This window comes from Paenibacillus sp. FSL H8-0104 (assembly GCF_038050215.1).
Lineage (GTDB): Bacteria > Bacillota > Bacilli > Paenibacillales > Paenibacillaceae > Paenibacillus > Paenibacillus amylolyticus.
In genome coordinates this window covers 4,078,804-4,097,233 of record NZ_JBBOTC010000001.1, presented here as the reverse complement: position 1 = coordinate 4,097,233, position 18,430 = coordinate 4,078,804, and the positions used below count along the sequence as shown (strand labels likewise).

At 44.8% G+C, this 18,430-nt stretch carries 18 protein-coding genes and 1 other annotated feature; of the genes, 10 read left to right on the top strand and 8 right to left on the bottom strand.

All coding sequences use genetic code 11. The features are described 5' to 3' along the window. Positions 1–277: 277 nt before the first annotated feature. Positions 278–460, top strand: a complete 183-nt coding sequence (locus tag NST38_RS18225) for a YjfB family protein (protein ID WP_076250120.1) — start codon at positions 278–280, stop codon at positions 458–460. A gap of 131 nt (positions 461–591) precedes the next feature. Here the strand turns inward: NST38_RS18225 and NST38_RS18220 are convergent, their stop codons facing one another. From NST38_RS18220 to NST38_RS18200, 5 genes are all read right to left on the bottom strand, one after another. Continuing rightward, positions 592–1,323 (bottom strand): HAD family hydrolase, encoded by a 732-nt coding sequence (locus NST38_RS18220; protein ID WP_076250122.1) that lies wholly within the window; start codon positions 1,321–1,323, stop codon positions 592–594. A 71-nt stretch (positions 1,324–1,394) separates the two neighbouring features. Beyond that, positions 1,395–2,444, bottom strand: a complete 1,050-nt coding sequence (locus tag NST38_RS18215) for a zinc-dependent alcohol dehydrogenase (RefSeq protein WP_341344030.1) — start codon at positions 2,442–2,444, stop codon at positions 1,395–1,397. A 201-nt stretch (positions 2,445–2,645) separates the two neighbouring features. Beyond that, positions 2,646–3,884, bottom strand: a complete 1,239-nt coding sequence (locus tag NST38_RS18210; RefSeq protein WP_076250125.1) for an aspartate aminotransferase family protein — start codon at positions 3,882–3,884, stop codon at positions 2,646–2,648. An 89-nt stretch (positions 3,885–3,973) separates the two neighbouring features. Continuing rightward, positions 3,974–5,182 (bottom strand): MFS transporter, encoded by a 1,209-nt coding sequence (locus NST38_RS18205; protein ID WP_076250127.1) that lies wholly within the window; start codon positions 5,180–5,182, stop codon positions 3,974–3,976. A 342-nt stretch (positions 5,183–5,524) separates the two neighbouring features. Then, positions 5,525–6,157 (bottom strand): hypothetical protein, encoded by a 633-nt coding sequence (locus tag NST38_RS18200; RefSeq protein ID WP_076250128.1) that lies wholly within the window; start codon positions 6,155–6,157, stop codon positions 5,525–5,527. Between the two features lie 203 nt (positions 6,158–6,360). Between NST38_RS18200 and NST38_RS18195 the strand changes: the two genes are divergently transcribed. Beyond that, positions 6,361–7,062, top strand: coding sequence for a pseudouridine synthase (locus tag NST38_RS18195; RefSeq protein ID WP_076250130.1), 702 nt, complete (start codon positions 6,361–6,363; stop codon positions 7,060–7,062). Positions 7,063–7,133: 71 nt separating this feature from the next. On the opposite strand, the gene NST38_RS18190 is transcribed toward NST38_RS18195, so the two are convergent. From NST38_RS18190 to NST38_RS18180, 3 genes are all read right to left on the bottom strand, one after another. After that, positions 7,134–8,072, bottom strand: a complete 939-nt coding sequence (locus NST38_RS18190; protein WP_076250132.1) for a DMT family transporter — start codon at positions 8,070–8,072, stop codon at positions 7,134–7,136. Beyond that, positions 8,069–8,920 carry an AraC family ligand binding domain-containing protein gene (locus NST38_RS18185; protein ID WP_076250134.1) on the bottom strand — a complete coding sequence of 284 codons (852 nt, stop codon included), beginning with the start codon at positions 8,918–8,920 and terminating at the stop codon, positions 8,069–8,071. Before NST38_RS18185 ends, NST38_RS18190 begins: the two co-directional genes overlap by 4 nt. Positions 8,921–9,145: 225 nt before the next feature. Next, a complete protein-coding gene (locus NST38_RS18180) occupies positions 9,146–10,261 on the bottom strand; it encodes an NADH:flavin oxidoreductase (RefSeq protein WP_076250136.1) in 1,116 nt (371 codons plus the stop codon). A 223-nt stretch (positions 10,262–10,484) separates the two neighbouring features. Here NST38_RS18180 and NST38_RS18175 point away from each other — a divergent pair, with 223 nt between their 5' ends. From NST38_RS18175 to tyrS, 8 genes are all read left to right on the top strand, one after another. After that, positions 10,485–11,066: a TetR/AcrR family transcriptional regulator gene (locus NST38_RS18175; RefSeq protein ID WP_076250137.1), complete on the top strand. Its 582-nt coding sequence runs from the start codon at positions 10,485–10,487 to the stop codon at positions 11,064–11,066. A 54-nt stretch (positions 11,067–11,120) separates the two neighbouring features. After that, positions 11,121–11,420: a Dabb family protein gene (locus NST38_RS18170; RefSeq protein WP_076250139.1), complete on the top strand. Its 300-nt coding sequence runs from the start codon at positions 11,121–11,123 to the stop codon at positions 11,418–11,420. A gap of 46 nt (positions 11,421–11,466) precedes the next feature. Further along, positions 11,467–12,246, top strand: coding sequence for an NRDE family protein (locus tag NST38_RS18165; RefSeq protein ID WP_076250141.1), 780 nt, complete (start codon positions 11,467–11,469; stop codon positions 12,244–12,246). Between the two features lie 323 nt (positions 12,247–12,569). Beyond that, entirely contained in the window at positions 12,570–13,886 is a 1,317-nt protein-coding gene (locus tag NST38_RS18160) for a nucleobase:cation symporter-2 family protein (RefSeq protein ID WP_076250143.1), read from the top strand. A gap of 311 nt (positions 13,887–14,197) precedes the next feature. Beyond that, a complete protein-coding gene (locus tag NST38_RS18155; RefSeq protein WP_076250145.1) occupies positions 14,198–15,667 on the top strand; it encodes a protein adenylyltransferase SelO in 1,470 nt (489 codons plus the stop codon). Positions 15,668–15,763: 96 nt separating this feature from the next. Further along, on the top strand, positions 15,764–16,207 hold the full coding sequence (locus NST38_RS18150; RefSeq protein ID WP_076250147.1) for an Imm63 family immunity protein: 444 nt from the start codon (positions 15,764–15,766) through the stop codon (positions 16,205–16,207). Between the two features lie 20 nt (positions 16,208–16,227). Then, positions 16,228–16,677: a DMP19 family protein gene (locus tag NST38_RS18145; protein ID WP_076250149.1), complete on the top strand. Its 450-nt coding sequence runs from the start codon at positions 16,228–16,230 to the stop codon at positions 16,675–16,677. A gap of 98 nt (positions 16,678–16,775) precedes the next feature. Next, positions 16,776–17,003, top strand: a binding site (T-box leader). 116 nt (positions 17,004–17,119) lie between these two features. Then, positions 17,120–18,382: a tyrosine--tRNA ligase gene (gene tyrS, locus NST38_RS18140; protein WP_076250151.1), complete on the top strand. Its 1,263-nt coding sequence runs from the start codon at positions 17,120–17,122 to the stop codon at positions 18,380–18,382. Positions 18,383–18,430 lie beyond the last annotated feature (48 nt).

Sequence of the window (18,430 nt, the reverse complement as noted above, 5' to 3'; positions counted from 1 at the left end):
CACCACAGACCTGTGCAAATCTGAGCGAATAGCGTGTGCCAGGTTCATTAGAATAAAATAACTTTAATAAGGGATGTCCTCAGTCATGCTCATGACTTATGGCATCCCCTTTTTATGCTCCGTTAATGATGATAGCTGGAAAATTACTGTAGATGGAGAAATAAAGCTTCTTACGTGGTCGGATCAACATTTTGATCGACCTTTTAACAATTCCTCCCTTCTAACCGATATATAATAAGTACATCTATGTAATCAGAAAGTGAAAGGAGTGCAGAACATGGATATTGCAGCATTATCAATGGCGATGAGCCAAGCTTCAGTAGTGCAGTCGGCAAGCTTGCAAGTGATGTCGATTACAAAAGACATGGCACAGCAGCAAGGCCAGCAGATGGCGGAAATGTTGAAGTCAATACCTGCTCCTCATCCCAATCTGGGTAGAAGTCTCGATCTTTCGGTTTAGTTGAAATTACAGCATGTGTTCTTATGTAACACCCATTGCAGCAAGCAAATCCCAAACAGCTCCAATTCAAATGAATTGAAGCCGTTTGGATTTTTTTTTTTCTAAATCCTCATTCCGAAATTACGATCTTCTCAGCGAAACTTTGACAAACTTGGCAATCTGCCTTCAAAGGGCAGTGTATTCTTCAATGTCCATAACTCATCGTAACTGGAAATCTGAAGATCGGCTTTGGACAAGTCCTGATTGCCTGATCCCGGATTACGATATCCGATGCAGCGCATGCCTGCACTTTTGGCGGCTTGGACACCATTGCGCGAGTCCTCGATCACCAGACAATTTGAAGGGGATGCACCAATCATCTCAGCGGTGGTCAGGAAAATATCTGGGGCCGGCTTGCCGTTTGTAACTTCCTCACCTGTCATTCGCACCTCAAAGTATTGCCCAAGTCCGGTTTTGTCCATGATCAGATCGATCAGTGCACGTGGAGAGGAAGAAGCTACGGCTATGGGAATGTGTTGCTCATGCAGCCAGCTTAACCAGCGTTCCACGGAAGGCATTGCCGTCAGATTCGGATGGGCAAGCATGGTTTGCATCACATTATGCTGATGATAAGCAAATATTTCTTCCAGCGTAGCTGTCAGCTGATGTTTGTCCAATACTTGTTGCCACATGGATTCCAGCGTAACTCCAACATAGGTATGATGTTCTTCATCAGTCACCCTTGCTCCAAAATGGGTAAAAGAGCTGCGCTCAATCTCGAAATAAATCGGTTCGCTGTCAATTAGTACACCATCCATGTCAAAAATGACCGCTTGAATGATATCATGGGCTCCCAGTCCGTTAGATTCTTTGTTCGCTGCCATGTTGTATTCCTCCTCCAGGATTGTGTATACATATATCTCTAATGTAATCCATTCATGGTTAACCTTCCACTTTAGAAACTGGAACCGCTGGATTGCAGCACAACTTTAATGGCATGTGATGAGGCTTGAAGTGTGCGTCCCTGAATATCGCAGCCAAGTGTGCCGAATGCTTCTTCGTAATCCTCCAACGGGAAGGAGTGGGTGATGATTTTTTTTGCCGGAATAATCCCTTGTTCAATCATATAATGTGCGGTTGCAAATGTTCCCAGAGAATCGATGGAACCAATAATTTTCAGACTGCGGTCCACAACTTCCTTGGGATTGAAGGATGTGTTTCCATCTCTCAGACCAACCAGCATCAGGTAACCGCCGCTGGCGAGTTGGGAAAGTACTTGTGTGCCCACAACGCCCGTTGTATCAACGATCATATCGACCTGCTGGGTTTCGGGTGACAGTGATTCTATGGCATTTTCGAAGGATGAATGAACTTCCCAACGATCAGGTGCAATGGAACCGGCAATAGCCAAGCGTTCTTCGGAGATGTCGACCAGACAGCCGGTAACCCCTTTAGAGGCGAGCGCGTAGCTGTACAGAATGCCAATCGGGCCTGCGCCGAGGATGATTGTTCTGAAATTCGGGAGTAAATGAATCTGATTAATCCCGGTCAGCATACAGCTGAGTGGTTCCGTCAAAGTTGCTTCTTCATAGCTCACATGATCCTTCAATTTGTACAAAAAACGATCCTCGGTCACATAATAATCTGTAAATGTTCCGTCAGCACTCACACCTGTCTCGGTAACAGACTTATGTGTGCAATGATTTTGTCTGCCTGTTCTGCACATGTCACATTGTCCGCAATAATAGGTAGGGTCGACTACAACACGGTCGCCCGGTTGTAATGTCGTAACCGCAGAGCCAACTTCAATGACTTCCCCAGCAGACTCATGACCGAGAATGACAGAAGGGACCGCATGATATTTGCCGCTTACAATACCGAGATCGGTACCGCATACACCAGTTGCTCGAATACGAACCAACACCTGATTATCTCTTGTGATTTCCGGGACAGGCCGATCCTCAAGCGCCACATCCCAAGCCGATTTGTATACCAATGCAAGCATGATATAACCTCCTTATAGTAATAAAATTGTATTTCAGATTACACGATAACGAAGAGAACAGAACAAACATGTAGAAGCGGAGCGTTCGCCTTTATCAACGGATTTTTCCCTTGGGAAAAGGGGAATCAAAAAATCCGGGGATAACAGCGATCGAAAGGTTGTTCTGTTTGCGTAGTGTTCGAGTGTAATATGAATTACTCACTAATGAACGCTGGCAAGCACCGAATCCAGCCGCTCTACAATCTCAACCAGTTCGTCTTCAGTTGTGGTGAGGGAAGGCCGAACCTTAACAACGTTGCCAAATCCATATCTTGAACTTCTCAAGATCAGATGCTCATCTGTAAAAGCACGGTCAACAATGGCATTGGTTTTGAGCGTATCCGGTTCATTACCGTCACCTACAATCTCCAACCCCCACATTAACCCGACACCACGAGCTTCACCGATACTTGGGTATTTCATAGCCAATTCATGCAGCAACTCACCCAAAATTTCACCTTTGCGTTTCACCGCATCCAGAAACCCGGGTTCGGATACCACTTCCAAGGTGGATTTGGCAGCAGTTACGGAGATCAGATTACTTCCTGAGGTGAAGGAATGTTCGTGCTTTTCGAGCACGTTCAGCCGGGATTGCATTAACACCGCAGCAACAGGTACGCCGATCCCGCCAAGACCTTTTGCAAGGGTAATCATATCAGGCTGGATATCAAACAGTTCGCTGGCGAACATGGTTCCGGTACGACCGATTCCTGTCTGTACTTCGTCAGCAATGAGAATAATATTGTACTCATCACACAGTTTACGCAGTCGTTTGAAATATCCGGCAGGAGGAATGATATTGCCGCCATTTCCGAGAATGGGTTCGATAATCATGCAGGCGACTGAGCCGGAACTTGCATATTCTATCGCATCAGATATAGCTTCAACGCATTGATAGCCGCAGTCTCCATTTGAGGATTTGAATGGGCAACGATAACAGTATGGGGCAGGTACATGGACAGCGTTAGCCACAGCCGAATTGGGGAAGCGTTTCCGTCTAAAGGCATTCCCCGAAATCCCAGTGGCAAATTGGGTCTGCCCATGATGGGACAGATACAGGCTGATGATGTCTGTTGATTCGGTATACTTCTGTGCAATTTTGGTTGCACATTCGTTGGCAGTTGAACCAGTGATATCCCGCATCCATCCGGCATTAATGTCGTTTGGAGCATATTCGATTAAGTGATCAAGTACTTCATTTACGTACGGTTCGGTGAAGGAGGAAGACATATGCGTCAGATTGCCGACTTGTTCCTGAATTTTGCTGACAACATGTGGGTGATTATAGCCCAGTGACAGATTGAATGTTCCCGACACGCCATCCAGGTATTCAACACCTGAATCGTCAATCAACTTAATCCCTTTTCCGGCTATGAAGCGGTTGTTGGTTAAAGTTTGCATACGATTTCCTCCAATATAATGGTGTACTAGCTCGAACGAAGCTCAACAATCCGGATGATGCGGGCATCACCTCCCTTAAGAAACGATGTTTACATTTCCTTACTATGTTGTGCGAGAGCAGTACGTACTGCATTATTTTCTACAGTCCATAGATGAGAGACCATCAATGTGAGCAGCAAGATCAGACAGAATCCGGCCAAAATCCAGATCGTATTCACGACAGGCCCTGTACTCATACTCCATCCAGTCACATACTGCAAGATGGCACCTCCAATACCACCCGATGCGATCATGATACTGGTTGTCCGCTCGGTCATACCGGGAATCAGAACATTTGCGTAGACTAGTGCGATACAGAACAGCCCCGACATGAACAGACCGGTTCCGAAGATCAGCACATACGTTGCCCACTGTCCAGTTACAAATACCATAGCGACAGTAAACAAAAGCGTGCCAACCGTGCTCCAGATCAGGAATGGCATATAGTTGACGGCTTCCGCTATTTTCCCGGAGAAAAGACGACCGATGATCATCGCAATCCACAGGATGGAGACACTCAGCGATGCGACAGATTCCTGAAGGTGCAATCGTTCTACGAGAATGGAGGGCAGGAAGTTCATCAATCCCAGTTCCAATCCCATGTAGATGAAAAAGAAGATGACGAAGATTGTCAGCAGACCCAGATGTTTTCTCGAATATTGGGCTTTACCTGCTGCATGTGCCACTGTATTCTCGCCAGCCTGTTCCAGATACAGTGCGGCTGGCTGGGGCATAGTAATCCACAGCAGCATGAGAACTAGTGACAACACGGCCACCGTATAAAAAGTAAGATGCCACAGATCTATCCAGATGAATAAAGCAGCGACAGCCGGGATGAGAAGTGCTCCAAGAGCAAAGAAGACATCCAGCTTGGACATGGCGACCGCCTTTTGATTCTCAGTGAATTCGATCGTGAATGCACCTACAGAGGGTTCGATGATACCTGAACCGAAACCTACGATAATTGTGAGAAGAAGAACTACAGACCAGGATGGCAGAAAACCGAGTACTATATAGGCGGCTACAATACAGATCAGAGCTAGGGTCAGCATCGCTTTTCTTCCGATACGGGCTGTCAGGGCAGGAGCTGCGATGACACCGACAAGAAATCCAAGAAACTGCAGAAATAACAAAAATCCGCCATCACTGTAACCGCGCTCATAATGTGACAATAAAACAGGAAGAAGTGCACCGAGCACAACGCTGGTTATGCCGATTAACAGATAAAAACCGCAGCTTAGAGCGAATATTCTTTTCAAAAGCCTGCCTCCTAGTTGGATATAAATTTTATATTATGTAATTTATGTTTATTTCATATATAACTTATACCATAATTGTCCAAATGTACATGCTTTTTGTTGTAAAATAATGTTAAATTTTGATGAAGAGAAATATTTCTTGTACTAAATTTTTTCTAAAACGATTTCGTGTCGAAAGGGTAGATATGATTTAATTCATATGACCTTTTAACAGGGTTTTCCATCTGTATTGATCGAGGATAGTAAAACGTGCATATATAAAAAACGTTCCCTGTCTGAGTAGACGGGAAACGTTCTGATTAGCCGTTTTATATGATGATACCTGACCTCAACGAATCGCCATTAAGCAGTTTGCACAAAGAAAATTCCATCGAATGGTGCGTGCGCAGACGCGGGACCACTTCGCAAAAATAAATAACCGTTTGCATCGGGAAGACCCAATATATCCCGATAAGGCTCAGGAAAATCTCCGGAATATATTTGACAAACCAGTTGATGTTCTTCTAGCAAATGGTCAATTCCTTTCACACAGTTTGTTACAGTGGGAGAGAAAAATGAAAATGCAGGGAACTCATGATCGTCTAACTCCATTTCAATCAAATGTACGCCGCTTAACGGAATGGGTGGAACGGGACATACGGAAGTGAGTGGATGCGAAGATACCGAGACATAAGTGCATCCGGCAACAATATTCTCGTTCCATTCCAGCTCATCTCCCGTATAGGTTACCTGATCCAGAAAGTATTCGGAAGCGGAGTAGGTCGAGAAGACCGAGATATATTTATCTTGTGGTAAAGAAGGGATATGGACCTGCTGTGAAAGTGTATTGCAATTGATGGAGAACAGATGTAATAAAGGCTGCCCCTCAGGGTTGAGTGGCCAGTCGGAAATGTATGCAGTTTCTCCACCAATCCACATGCCAGAGTCTTGGTTTGGATCATCGGGGTCAACTGTAAATCGAGTAACTTTGTACATGAGAAACTCCTTCCAGAGTGTAATTTGGCTTTCCTATGTAACGTTGTATGTGTTTTTTATAACCAATCATTGCTTCGTTTCAGTATAAATGAGATGATGTGGAATGAAAATCAGTACAAGGTACTAACTGATTGCACGAAGCGAATGAACGTACCAGTACTCTAAGCACCAGTGGCAATACTATAGATGAGAAGCGGTGACACATGTTAATTAACAAATACATAAGTGAAACGGGATTCTGCTCCCGCAGGGAAACGAACCGTTTAATTGCGGCCGGACGAATAACGATCAATGGCAGGGTATGTGAAAAAGGGGCCGAAGTTGAACCTCACGATGTGGTACTCATTGATGGGAAGGAGATTCCTCGTAATGACAGCGAACCTGTCTACATTGCTCTGAACAAACCCATCGGTATTGTCTGCACAGCAGCAGAACATGTGGAGGGGAACATCATTCAATATATGAATTATCCTTCTCGCATATTTGCGATAGGCAGGCTGGATAAGGCATCTGAGGGGTTGATTTTGCTTACGAATGACGGAGGCATTGTGAACAAGATGATGCGTTCGGAGCATAATCATGATAAAGAATATGTAGTGACTGTAGACAAACTCATAACTGACGAATTCGTAAAGTCCATGTCTGAAGGCGTTGAAATTCTGGACGTGGTGACCAAGCCCTGCGAAGTGTATAGGCAAAGTGACAATGTATTTCGTATTATTCTGACACAGGGTCTCAACCTGCAGATCCGCAGAATGTGCAAAGCCTTGGGGTACCGAGTCCTGAAGCTGGAGCGTGTACGAATTATGAATATTACGCTGGATCAACTGGAGCGGGGGCAATGGCGTCATCTGGAGCAAGAGGAACTGGAGATTCTGCTGTCTCAATTGAATAAGATAAAATGAATGACTTCTGCTGCATGTTAACGGTGGTCAACCACGATGTCCAGTTATATCAGTGAAAAATGAAGCAAACACTAACCGCTATGCGGATTAGTGTTTTTGTTGTTATGCTTGTGTCCTTTTTGTTCTGAAATGTAAGAGCCAAATAGGGTTAAGAACGCACCGAGTACAATCACCCAGGTTATCTGCTCTTGAAGAATCAGTATAGATGACACAACAGTAATGACAGGCACGAGATAGATATATACACTCGCTTTAATAGCTCCAAGAAGACTTACAGTCCGGTTCCAGGTCACGAAACACAACGCGGAGGCACCCAGACCGAGGTAGAGAATATTGGAGAGATTGGTCATGTTTGTGAAGCGTCCGAGTTCCAAGTGGAATTCAAACAGGAAAAGAGCTGGCAGCATGAAGATCAGGCCATAGAAGAACACTTTGCGAGTCGCACCAATGGAGTGATAGCGAAGCTGCCCAATTTTCCGCATTAGCACAGAGTAGATCGCCCATACCGCAGGTGCTATGAAAGCAAGCAGATCACCTATCGGATTCAGTTGCAGAATGAAACTGCCGTTCAGTGCGATGAGTAGGATGCCGCTCAAGGCAATCCCGAATCCGATAATGAAGCGGCGAGTTAACTTCTCACCATCTAAGAAGAAGTGTGCGAGCACGGCAGTGAAGAACGGGGCAATGGAGACAATAACACCCACGTTGGAAGCTGTTGTGTACACCAGAGCAATATTTTCAATAAGAAAATATAACGTCACCCCACATAGTCCTGCTCCAATAAATAACCATTCTTCTCTGAATGAGGCGATCCGCAGTGAACGTGGATAGATCAATAACAGTATCAAATACCCGATCAGGAAACGGAAAAATAGAATCTCCACTGGAGTAAAGTCAATCAGCAGAACTTTGGTCGAGACAAAGGTAGTTCCCCAGATCAGTATAGTAAACAAAGCGAGTAGATGTCCGGTAGAGGCTTTAGTGTTTTGATGATCAAGATGACTTGTCATACGATGTTAGTGGTGGTTCGTTTCAACTCTGAATCATGATTGAAGATACGTCTATATTGCTTGGGTGTCAGGCCGATCAGTTTTTTGAAAAAATTCGTGAAATGGCTCTGGTCACTGAATCCTGTCTGTGCAGCTACTTCAATCGGAAGCAGACCTTGTTCCAGCAGACGTTTGGCTTGATTAATGCGAATCGTTTCCAGGTAACGGTAAGGTGATATTCCTTTCTGGCGGGTGAATAAACGCAGCAGGTGGTACTTGCTCATCTCCGTCAAATCGGCTAACTCGTTCAGCGAGATGCTCTCCATGTAATGAGCTTCTATGTAATCACATATGCGTCTGATCTCCAAGGTAACATCCTGTGTGGAAACAGGTGGTTCAGCATCCGAATAATCTCGCAGCAATTGATCCAGTAGTAAGAGTAACAATTCTTCTTTGCAGAAATCCGATTGCTCTTCCAGAATCATCTGATGCAGCTCGTGCAGGGAACCCACAAGTTCACTTTGGTAGAGAACGGGGGATGTAAACCGTGGCAAGTAAGCTTGTCCGGTAATCTCTCTCACATACTCTCGCATAACCTCAGGCTGGACATTGATACAGCGATAATCGAGGGTTCTGCCATCGACCTGTTCGCAGGCATGAGGATCATGTGGATTAAAAACAATCATGTCACCACTATTCAGAATGTATTCTTCGTTGTTGCAGACGAGGTGTCGTTTGCCTTCCTCAATGAATCCAATGACATAATAGTCATGAAAATGATTGGGAAACTTCTGCATAATGCCTTCAAATTGATAAGCTTCTAGCTGTAGATCGGTATCAAATACGACAGTCCGGACTTCCCGAGTCATGATGCACCTTCTTTCTGGTAAGTTAAGATCATTATAGGTTGCAAAGAAGGAATTTTCTTGAATGATATTGCTATTGCTCGAAGTGTTTGGTCGGACAGATATCTCTAAAAACAAAATACCCGCAATCCCGGAGGGAAAGCGAGCCCTTTGCTAAGTATAGTTGATTCATGAGTTCAAACCTATATATAGTGGAGAAAAAATCTCTGGAACAATAAGGTATTGTTCTTAGTGTAACGTAGCGAGTACTTCAGGTGTAAAAGGGTGAATTTCAGATACGCGGCCTTCCTGTATTTTAACTGCCCATGCCGGGTCACCAAGAAGCGCACGTCCCACAGCCACCAGATCAAATTCCTGTTGATCGAAACGCTTCATAAGCTCGCTCATACCTGGATGTGTTGCTTTATCTGCTCCTGCTTCAGGCTCATCTGGCATACCCACAGAACCGACGGTAATGGTGGTTTGACCACTTAGCTTTCGCACCCAACCTGCAAATCCAAGCTCAGATCCTTCAAACTCGGGCTCCCAGAAGCGTCGTGTCGAGCAGTGGAAGATATCTACACCTGCGTCAACCAGCAAATGAAGGAATTGTTCCAGTTGTTCGGGGGTGTCGAACAGTCTGGCTTGATAATCATTCATCTTCCATTGGGAAATCCGCATCGCGATAGGGAAATCAGGACCTACCGCAGCACGAACTGCCATTACAACTTCAACCGCGAATTGAGTTCGTTTCTGTAGGTCACCGCCATAGCGGTCTGTTCTCCTATTCGTTGTTTTCCAGAAAAATTGATCGATCAGAAAACCGTGTGCACCGTGAAGCTCAATTCCGTCAAAACCAATGCTTTGTGCATTGGCTGCTGCATCGGCATAAGCTTGAATCACAGTTGCGATCTCTGCCTCCGTCATTGACTCACCTACTTGAGTACCTTCCATATCAACTCCCGATGGACTAAGTGATTCAGCCTCGGGGTGAGGCTGAGATTCGGAAGGGCGAACGATTCCCATGTGTAAAATCTGCGGAAAAATCTTGCCGCCGGCTTCATGGACTTGTTCGACCACTTCAGCCCAGCCTTGAAGAGCTGCTTCTCCATACATATGAGGGATTCTAGGCTCACTTGATGCAGATGGATGCTTAATGGTCGCACCTTCGGTAATAATGAGTCCAACACCATGCTCGGCACGCCTACGATAATATGCAGCTACATCGGGACCTGGCACACCATCCGGGGAGAAGGCACGAGCCATGGGGGACATGACGATGCGCGAGGATAGGGTTAACTTTTGAACAGTGTATGGTTGGAACAGAAACTCTGTAGAAATAACGTTATGTTGTTGATTACTCAAACTAAGCACCTCCATTATTATGCACCTTCAAGCGGGTACGAGTGCAATCTTAACAAGGTGTATAGGCATGCTCAACCAACAATCGAAGCATTTTGTTGCTTAAGCGAAAGACACGGATTATTGTATGGTGTCTTTGCACTTACTTTCACTTGTTGAACAAATAACACTTATCTATAATGAAGGAGTCTAACCAAATATTTTGTGTACAAAGGAGGATTGGGACATGTCTGGTGTATTGTCTCCAAACTCGAATGATTCGCGTGTAATCCGCACGCGTCAATTAATTCTTGATGCGTTTTTAAACCAATTGAATATTAAAAATTTCAACAGCATTACGATTCAAAACATTACGGAACAAGCCACAATTAACAGGGCTACATTCTACGCCCATTTTCAGGATAAATATGCACTGCTTGAAGCCTTTTTAGCGGATGCTTTTATGGAATACGTGACGAAAAGAGTGGACCCGGATGCCCGGTTATCAGCCGAAACCATACAGCAGCTTATATTTTCATTATGTGATTATCACGTCTCAAGTAATGGTTGCATCAAAAAATATGAGACAGTTGCACCAATTATTGAAGAGAACATCAAGACTCAACTGGAGCAATTCCTTCTTGAATTATTGAGCAAAGTAGCGGGTGATGTAGATCCCAAAACGCTGAAAATTACGGCAACCACACTAAGTTGGTCGATCTATGGAATGACGTATCGATGGAATATTGAAGGCGGGCAGGAATCTCCGGCTGAATTAGCCAACAGAGTGGTCCCTTATATGATGGGTGGATTGGAATTGTTGAATTGACTTCATTTAACGAAATTGCATTAATATTCGGATGGATATGGGAGGAATAACAAGATGTTTGAACATTTGGTTGTTTTTAAATTTAACGATAAAACCACACTAGCTAAACAGCAGGAATGGGTGGATCAATTGCTCACGTTACAGGAACAAATCCCGGGGATTGTCGGGCTGACCGCAGGGATCAATGCAACGGAAGAAACGGATCGTATCCAAGGTTACACGATTGGATTGAGAGTGACGTTTGAAGATCAGGAGGCATTGCGCGCCTATGGTCCACATCCTGCTCATCAGGCATTTGTAGCTTCCCTCGATGGTTGGGTGGAAGATGTAATTGTAGTTGATTATGCTATATAAAGGCGCGAAATCAGAGGTTTAACGAATATAGGAGTTGAAGATTCCCATGTGTTTAATTTTATTTGCTTACAACATGGATCCAAAGTATCCGCTTATATTGGGATCAAATAGGGATGAATTCTATCACAGACCTACGGCTCAAGCACACTATTGGGAAGATCATCCTCATATATTGGCTGGCCGGGATTTGTCGAAAATGGGAACCTGGATGGGCGTAACCACAGAGGGGCGTCTGGCTGCTACCACGAATTATCGTGATCCGAATGAAGATGTACATGCCAAGGGCTCAAGAGGAGATCTGGTTGCTGATTTTTTAAAGGGAACGTCCACACCTGAGCAGTATATGCAACATGCGGAGCAAAGCCGAAATGATTATCCTGGCTACAATTTGTTAGTGGGTGATCTTGACGACCTCTATTATTATTCTAATGTAGGTAATGTTGTGATGAAGTTGAAACCGGGAATATACGGGATTAGTAATCACTTGATTAATACGGATTGGCCCAAGGTGAAGCGTGGAAAAGAAGGGCTGGAGAAAATCATCCAAGGGGAGGACGAAGCTACCCTGACAGAAGAAATATTAGGTTTGCTGCAAATGGCAGACCCTTCAGTGGATGAGCTTTTGCCCCATACAGGTGTTCCATTGGAGTGGGAACGTTTGCTTTCTCCCATCTTTGTTAGAAGTGAGAAATTCGACTATGGGACCAGAGCTTCATCCGTTGTTCTGATGAACAGAGAAGAAGTGTTTTTTACGGAGAGGGTTCACCAGAACGGAGAGGTAATGGAGCAACGTTTTAACATCAAACCTCTTAACACGACAAGCTGAGAATATGAAAGAAATGATGTTCTGACATTATGCATTAACATGAATTTACATGAATCACTGAAGTTACCTCTCACGTTCATGTTTCATTGCTTCTGAGTGTAAAGAGTACTTTCGTTTTTCTGCGTCAACTAATATAACACGATACAAACGGTTTGAGAGTACCTTTTGTATAACACGCCCAATTTTAGTTGGGCTCTTTATCTCTTATCACAATTCTATGTTATGAATCATGGAACTTCCCTGAATAGTTTATATAATGTGAATCAACATAACATGATTTTGCAGCGGTTTGGTTGATTCTAATTTCAGGGGGGCAACGTGGGATGAAAGAAACCAAAAAGATGAGAGTTTTTTCACTGGGAATTCAGCACGTACTCGCGATGTATGCGGGAGCAATTCTGGTGCCTTTGCTTGTGGGCAGAGCACTAAATCTGACTGCAGAGCAGTTGGCGTATCTGGTATCCATTGACCTGTTAACGTGTGGGATTGCAACATGGCTTCAGGCTCGGAAAGGGAAGTATCTGGGTATAGGTTTGCCAGCGGTGCTCGGAAGTTCTTTTGTAGCGGTGACACCCATGATTGCGATTGGATCGCAATACGGAATTCCTGCCATATATGGGTCGATCATCGCAGCCGGGTTATTTATCGTCATCTTTGCCGTATTTTTTAGCAAAATCGTCAAATTGTTTCCGCCAGTTGTGATCGGTACAGTGGTAACCATTATCGGTCTTGCGCTAATCCCAACCGGCATTAAAAACATGGCGGGTGGAGCAAACAGCGAGAATTTCGGAAGTTTGGACAATTTGGCGCTTTCATTTGGTGTATTACTGTTCATTCTAATCCTGAATCGATATGCTCGCGGTTTTGTAAAATCCCTGGCTGTTCTCCTTGGTATTATTGTGGGAACCCTCATCGCAGCCATCATGGGAAAAGTGAATTTTGCCTCTGTACAGGAAGCCTCCTGGTTCCATTTACCTCAACCCTTTTACTTTGGATGGCCTACCTTCGAAATCGGCCCCATTATTACAATGATTATTGTAGGTACGGTGGTTATCATCGAATCAACAGGTGTATTTATGGCTTTGAGCAAAATCTGTGATCAACCGATCAACGAAAACGATCTGGCACGGGGATATCGCGCAGAAGGTCTTGCGTTTGTCCTTGGCGGCATCTTTAATGCTTTTCCATATAATACATTTGCTCAGAATGTTGGTTTGGTTCAGCTCTCCAAAGTGAAAACGACCAATGTTGTTGTTGCAGCCGGAGGTATACTGGTCTTTCTCGGACTTATTCCCAAAGTAGCTGCTTTTGCAACCATTATTCCAAGTGCTGTCCTCGGAGGAGCGACTGTTGTCCTGTTTGGAATGGTCGTCTCATCCGGGATCAAAATGCTGCAAAACGTCGACTTTGGCAAACAATCGAATCTATTGATCGTGGCTTGCTCCGTTTCACTTGGGCTCGGTGTTACTGCTGTACCCGATCTGTTTGCCCAGCTTCCTCAAAGTATTCGGATTATTGTTAGCGATGGTATTATTACGGGAAGCCTGTCAGCCATCCTGCTTAATGTCTTCTTTAACCTTGCTTTGAAAAAAGAGAAATTGCCAATACAGCCTGTACAGGCTCAAGAAGCACATACGTAATCCTTGTAATAACAGACGTGTCATCTGGTAGTAAGTGGAATAGATCCAAGATGGTTTTCTGGGAAGTGGAATGTAAGACAATGATTCCACTTGGCAAAGAAACCTCTTGGATTTTTTGGTGCTTACGATTCATGAGGAATGCAAAAGACATGCAAATATGCTAAAGTTTCATCAAGAACATTTTAGATGTTCGTTTAAGTCAACAACCTCTTGAATTGAATTTCCATGCGACTACATAAATGAGCATTGGTTCACAAGGCTACAATATAACCAAGGGATATCCCTGGTGCAGAAAAGGAGTTGTGATCACCATGCAACAAGAAACGTTGAACAAAGGGTGGAACTTGGAGAATAGTTATGCGCAGTTGCCGCAACCCTTTTTTACAAGTCAGGGCGCAGTGCCTGTTGAATCACCAAAGCTGATTATTTTCAATAGACTGCTTGCATCCAGCTTGGGTCTGGATGTGGAGTCTCTTGACAGTGAGGAAGGAGCGGAAATTTTTGCAGGTAACCTGATTCCGGAAGGGGCCGAGCCTTTAGCTCAAGCCTACGCAGGGCATCAATTCGGCAATTTTAACATGCTTGGAGATGGACGAGCTTTGCTGTTGGGTGAACAGATTACGCCACAGGGCGAGCGAGTGGATATCCAGCTGAAAGGTTCAGGGAGAACACCGTACTCTCGTGGAGGAGATGGACGTGCTGCTGTAGGGCCCATGTTGCGAGAGTATATTATTAGTGAAGCGATGTATGCACTGGGGATCCCAACGACACGCAGTCTGGCTGTGGTATCAACAGGAGAAAACATTATCCGCGAAACAGAGCGGCCAGGTGCCATTTTAACGCGTGTGGCTTCCAGTCATATCCGGGTAGCAACCTTCCAGTATGCAGCCAGATGGGGGTCTATCGACGATCTTCGGGCGTTGGCTGATTACACGTTGAATCGACATTTCCCTAAGGTTGCCCAAGCCGAAAATCGCTATCTTTTGTTCCTTCAAGAAGTGATTAAGCGGCAGGCGGCACTCGTTGCCCAGTGGCAGCGTGTTGGTTTCATTCATGGCGTGATGAACACGGATAACATGGCGATCAGTGGTGAGACCATCGATTATGGTCCGTGTGCCTTTATGGATGCTTACAATCCTTCGACCGTATTCAGCTCCATTGACAGGCAAGGTCGCTATGCTTATGGTAATCAACCGTATATTGCCGGGTGGAATTTGGCTCGTTTTGCCGAGACGCTTCTGCCGTTGTTGCATGAAGATGAAGAACAGGCCGTGCAACTTGCTCAGGATGCTATCGCACAATTTTCTGAATTGTACCATCATCATTGGCTCAAGGGAATGCGTGCCAAACTGGGCTTGTTGGATGAAGAGGCCGAAGATGAAGCGCTGATCAAGGAGCTTCTTGAACTTATGGAGAAGCATAGTGCAGATTACACCAATACGTTTCTGGCATTGACCTTTGATACATTGGAAGGGACAGCTTTGTTTGGCACGACAGAATTTGCTGAATGGCATGAGCGGTGGCAAGCAAGATTGGACAGACAGCAAGAGGAGAAGGAAGTCTCTCGACAGTTGATGAGAACAAGCAATCCAGCCGTCATTCCCCGAAATCATCGGGTCGAGGAAGCCCTTGAGCAAGCGGAGAATCACGGAGACCTTAGCGTGATGGAGAAGCTTTTGGCAGTTCTTTCAGATCCGTTTGCACACTCACCTGAACAGGCTGAATATGCCGAACTACCTGCACAATGTAATACTTCGTATCAGACTTTTTGTGGGACCTGATTGAACAGTAGGAATAAATATGAAGAGGCTGCCTTGGGCAGCTTTTTCATTTTTTTATTCTGTCATCGACGTTACTTTATAGAGGCAGGTGCATTCATGTCCAACATGTTAAGCAAACAACAATTGGCAGACATCCTTTTACAGCTTTTAGAGCGTACATCTTTTCCCAGGGAACAGATGCAGAACTATGTTAACCGCTTGTTTGAGACCTTTAAATGGGATGGGGTGCCTTATGTAGAGACTGGAGAAGATACGTATATCGTACGAATATACGAACGTGGTCACGTCTCATTGGAGAAACAGGTGAAACAGCCGGATGAAGTCATCTATTGGTTGCTGGAAGATATTATTTTCACCGCGACGCATGTAGGGTTGTTGGAAAGACATGGCGTGGATAATAAAGAGACGCATTTGAACTATACAAATGAAGTGATGAAGGACCTGAACAGGGGTGTCCTGGAAGCCTTCCAGCAGATCGGTAATCCTTATTTACATTGGCATCAGACGGGCAAACGTCAGGACTTAGAGGGCATGGCATAAAGAAAAGTGAGGTGTGTTACATGAGCGAGCAAGATATTAATGACGTATGGTATGACTATGCTGTGTTATTTGTCGAAAAAAAGAATGAATCTGAACAGGGCTGGGCATCGTTGACTTCGAATGAGCAGGACATTGCTGCTTTATGGCTGTTAGAGGCGGATGTCTTTAATGGCGGTTTTATACAGTTTTTCTGCAACTGGGGGGAAGAGGTATACCGTTACGCGTTGCGGGCATTACATATCATTGGTGCGACTCAAGTCGTGGAGATTATAACGTCAGCATACGGCTACATTGAGCACTTGAAAGAGGATGAAAGGCTTACCGAACTGTGGGATATTCCTAAATTCCTGACAAAGGAACAAGAGCAGCAGTTAGATGCGCTGGATCAGCAGTTTTGGAACAATGAGGATCAGATCGCGGAGAAAGCTTATGGTTATTATCACGGAAAATTGAACATGATGATTATATAATCTGGTTTCAACTATGCATCCGTTGTTCTGTTCGAAGATTAATACTTGGTCTTGCAATGACTGAAACGTTCGGCTATACTTGCTATAAATTGAATACATGAATCACGTTGATAGAGCGCAGTAGCGGCTTTGTCCCTGTTACAGAAAGTCAGGGGTTGATGGAACCTGATACATACAAGGGCTGCGAATTACACTCTGGAGTACTTGGGTAATGCCAAGCGGATGGGCAAACGATATATTGCCAAAAGTGGTATGGATAACGTGTTAAGGTCACGTGTTGTCCATGCAATTTGGGTGGTACCACGGTTATGATAATCGTCCCTGTGTCTAATGAAGACAAGGAGGCGATTTTTTTGTGTCCAAAAAAGCCGTTCCAGCGTGTAATTTCGTAATTTAACGTAGATCATGACTGAATCTTGAGGATAGAAAAGGGGTTATACACATGAATATTATTGATGAACTACAGTGGCGTGACGCCATTAACCAGCAGACAGATGCAGAGGGACTGCGTGAGTTGACTGAAACCAAATCAATCTCACTGTACTGCGGCGTTGACCCTACGGGGGATAGCATGCATATCGGACATCTCATTCCATTCATGATGCTGAAACGTTTTCAACTGGCAGGACACCGTCCGGTTATTTTGATTGGTGGAGCTACAGGAACGATTGGTGATCCAAGTGGTCGACAGGCAGAACGTTCTTTGCAAACGATGGAGCAAGTGCAGGAGAATGTGGATGCACTGACAGCGCAGATGAAGAAGCTGTTCGTAACAGACGGTGATAATCAGGTTCGCATGGTGAACAACTACGATTGGACACACAAAATCAATGTGATTGAATTCTTGCGTGACTACGGCAAAAACTTTAACCTTAACACAATGTTAGCTAAGGATGTAGTTGCGAGCAGACTGGAAGGCGGAATCTCGTTCACCGAGTTTTCATACCAGATCCTTCAATCACTCGACTACCTGCACCTGTTCCAAAACGAAGATGTACAGCTTCAAATTGGCGGTTCGGATCAATGGGGGAATATCACGAGTGGTCTTGATCTGATTCGTAAAAAAGAAGGATCTGAAGCGAAGGCGTATGGTCTGACCATTCCGCTCATGCTCAAATCGGACGGAACCAAATTCGGTAAAACAGCTGGCGGCGCAATCTGGCTTGATCCGAACAAAACGACACCATTTGAATTCTACCAGTTCTGGGCGAATACAGATGACCGTGATGTCATTAAATACTTGAAATACTTTACTTTCCTCAGCAAAGAACAAATCGAAGCTTTGGCTGAAAAGGTAGAGACAGAGCCGCACAGACGTGAAGCACAGAAAGCACTCGCGGAAGAAATGACAAAATTCGTTCACGGCGAAGAAATGCTCGAACAGGCTAAACGTATTACAGCGGCGCTGTTCAGTGGTGATATCCGTTCCCTGACAGCAGATGAAATCGAGCAGGGTTTCAAGGAAATGCCAACATTCGAAACGGACGGGGAAGCGAAAAATATCGTCGACTGGCTCGTAGATCTGGGGTTGGAGCCATCCAAACGCCAGGCGCGTGAGGATGTCACTAAAGGCGCTATCTCCATGAACGGTGAGAAAATCACGGAGCTTGAATTCACAGTGTCGGCAGAGCATGGCATTGGCGGTAAATTCATTATTATCCGTAAAGGTAAGAAGAACTACAGCCTGGTTAAACTTCAATCGTAGTTTCCAAGAATTAGAACGTAACACAGAGACGTATAGAGACTACAATAG

Bases quoted from the DNA above. Each gene is read 5' to 3' on its own strand.
- NST38_RS18145 (WP_076250149.1), top strand. From the start codon at position 16,228: ATGAGCGAGCAAGATATTAATGACGTATGGTATGACTATGCTGTGTTA.
- NST38_RS18195 (WP_076250130.1), top strand. From the start codon at position 6,361: ATGTTAATTAACAAATACATAAGTGAAACGGGATTCTGCTCCCGCAGG.
- NST38_RS18175 (WP_076250137.1), top strand. From the start codon at position 10,485: ATGTCTGGTGTATTGTCTCCAAACTCGAATGATTCGCGTGTAATCCGC.
- NST38_RS18170 (WP_076250139.1), top strand. From the start codon at position 11,121: ATGTTTGAACATTTGGTTGTTTTTAAATTTAACGATAAAACCACACTA.
- NST38_RS18150 (WP_076250147.1), top strand. From the start codon at position 15,764: ATGTCCAACATGTTAAGCAAACAACAATTGGCAGACATCCTTTTACAG.
- NST38_RS18185 (WP_076250134.1), bottom strand. From the start codon at position 8,920: ATGACTCGGGAAGTCCGGACTGTCGTATTTGATACCGATCTACAGCTA.
- NST38_RS18210 (WP_076250125.1), bottom strand. From the start codon at position 3,884: ATGCAAACTTTAACCAACAACCGCTTCATAGCCGGAAAAGGGATTAAG.
- NST38_RS18200 (WP_076250128.1), bottom strand. From the start codon at position 6,157: ATGTACAAAGTTACTCGATTTACAGTTGACCCCGATGATCCAAACCAA.
- NST38_RS18220 (WP_076250122.1), bottom strand. From the start codon at position 1,323: ATGGCAGCGAACAAAGAATCTAACGGACTGGGAGCCCATGATATCATT.
- NST38_RS18190 (WP_076250132.1), bottom strand. From the start codon at position 8,072: ATGACAAGTCATCTTGATCATCAAAACACTAAAGCCTCTACCGGACAT.
- NST38_RS18155 (WP_076250145.1), top strand. From the start codon at position 14,198: ATGCAACAAGAAACGTTGAACAAAGGGTGGAACTTGGAGAATAGTTAT.
- NST38_RS18225 (WP_076250120.1), top strand. From the start codon at position 278: ATGGATATTGCAGCATTATCAATGGCGATGAGCCAAGCTTCAGTAGTG.
- NST38_RS18215 (WP_341344030.1), bottom strand. From the start codon at position 2,444: ATGCTTGCATTGGTATACAAATCGGCTTGGGATGTGGCGCTTGAGGAT.
- tyrS (WP_076250151.1), top strand. From the start codon at position 17,120: ATGAATATTATTGATGAACTACAGTGGCGTGACGCCATTAACCAGCAG.
- NST38_RS18160 (WP_076250143.1), top strand. From the start codon at position 12,570: ATGAAAGAAACCAAAAAGATGAGAGTTTTTTCACTGGGAATTCAGCAC.
- NST38_RS18165 (WP_076250141.1), top strand. From the start codon at position 11,467: ATGTGTTTAATTTTATTTGCTTACAACATGGATCCAAAGTATCCGCTT.